Source organism: Ideonella alba (genome assembly GCF_018069845.1).
Lineage (GTDB): Bacteria > Pseudomonadota > Gammaproteobacteria > Burkholderiales > Burkholderiaceae_C > Ideonella > Ideonella alba.
The window spans coordinates 1-1,866 of the sequence record NZ_JAGQDD010000047.1; the positions used below are offsets into that span (position 1 = coordinate 1).

A 1,866-nucleotide genomic window follows, 5' to 3' on the forward strand; every position below is an offset into this window, starting at 1 on the left:
ATGGACCCTATCGTCTCAGGGCTTCACGTCGGTGCCAAGCAGGGCGTGGGGCGATTTATGCAGACCTTCCTTAGGCCTCGCTCGAAACGCGACTGCAAAGTGCAGCGCGCGATTGGAAACTGAGTGCAGACTTGGCCTATGGCTTGAACCTCTTCCATAGGCGAACGGCCAGATAGAAGGGTGCCCACCACATGACAAGACAGAACTCGGCTGTACGTTTTGCTAGCCAAATGCTGTGCCATGTTCCCTCGGGATTGCTGCCAATCATCATCTCTGCGGAGAAGTAGATCATTGCAATGCCGAGCGCAACCATGCCAAGGACCAGGAGGAACTGCCAAAGGTTGGTGCCATTCGGACGGGGTTGAGGTGACATGCAGATGAACCCGGTCGAGTGCCTTTCTGGCGAGCCTGTTGCGGCTCGGGGCTGGCGGCGCGGCACCGCAATCTGCCGCGAGGCCTAACGTTCGAGCTAAGCTGCCCGCTACGGCAGGCTGTGTAAGCCCGGGCTGTGATGATGCACCATGTGCCACAGCCCGGGCTTACACAGCCTGCCGTAGCGGGTCAGCTTGAGCGAGGGGTTAGGCCTCGGTGCGCTTGAAAGACTGGGCGACACCGTAAATTCGCTTTGCTGGTTCATGCGCGTAGCCCGAGACAAGCAGATGCCCGAGTCGAATCGAAGCGGCTCGTGCATGAAGCAGAAGCAGCTCGCAAATGAAGGGTGGCGTTACGTGCCAGTTTCCCTCCGGAATGCCACTGTTCGCGCTGTACTGAGCTTCCAGATACTGCTTCGACCAACCTAGCGCATCTGCCAGAAGGGCGTCAAACTCCTCTACAGTTCGTAGGCCTGCAATGCCAGCGAGCTTCAGCAAGTCGGACATTCGATCATCGTCGTCGGACTCGTCATCATCGTAGTCGGGAGGCTCGAAGTTGAATCCTGCTTCAGCGGCATTCGCGCAAATTTCCGCCACCGTTGGTGATGTCGCCAGCAATTGGCCAAGTGAAACTGCATCAAGAGGTAGTTGCCGATTCCCGCTGGCAAACTGTTCAACGATCTCTTGCTTGACGATGCCCGATGCGTCGCGAAGGGATACAAACTCATCGTCTGCGAGCTCGAACAGCGCCGACAGCCGAAACAGCTTCCTCTTGAGTAGTTGAGGGACGTCTTCCTCGCGCTTGTATTGGAGCTTGTGCGAGATCGCTGCCCAAGCGTGTTGCAGGACTGTGCGAACCTGAATCTCTGCAGTTAAGGTGGAAAGACCTTGCCACTCTCGGAGGCCAGCTCTCCCTTGGCTCAAGCGTACGACGAAGTGAGACGACTTGTAGCCAAACTCGGCACCCGACGCAGCGTGTACCAATGAGTTCTCTTCATCGATCACGAACTCGGAGGCAATCAGTCTGCCGATGGCATCGACCTGATCCTGGTAGTACGCGATGATGCGAATCCCGGAAAGATCGGTAATCTCAGCCAACGGATCCCGGTAGGTCTTTGACGTTCGAGCGACCTTGGACCGAAAGTTGGCTACTTCCTTCGTACGCGATTCAAGAAGATGGTGCTCAATTTTCTCCGCAGCTAGAAGCTCTCGAACAAGCGCCTCTAGCTTCGACGTGAATCGAACGTATTCATGTCGCCTTTGGGCGAACTGTTCCACTGCGTCGTCAATCATGCGGGCGGATTGTAGTGTCGGCAGTAGGGGCGTGCCGGTGCTGGATTCCGAGGCCTTGTATGTTCAACCCAGCGATTCCACAGAAGAATCGCGGTTAGCGCAAGCGGCCCGTGCGCCTGCGTTGAACGACTCGACAGCCCGTTGAAGCCTTGGGCTCACCAGCCCGCACGTTAGCGCGGGGCGTCGAGTCGCTCGTTCTTGT

1 protein-coding gene is annotated in these 1,866 nt (G+C 57.1%); it reads right to left on the reverse strand.

The annotated features are described in order from the left end of the window. Positions 1-578: 578 nt before the first annotated feature. Entirely contained in the window at positions 579-1,664 is a 1,086-nt protein-coding gene (locus KAK03_RS24680; RefSeq protein WP_210857341.1) for a GTP pyrophosphokinase, read from the reverse strand. Positions 1,665-1,866 lie beyond the last annotated feature (202 nt).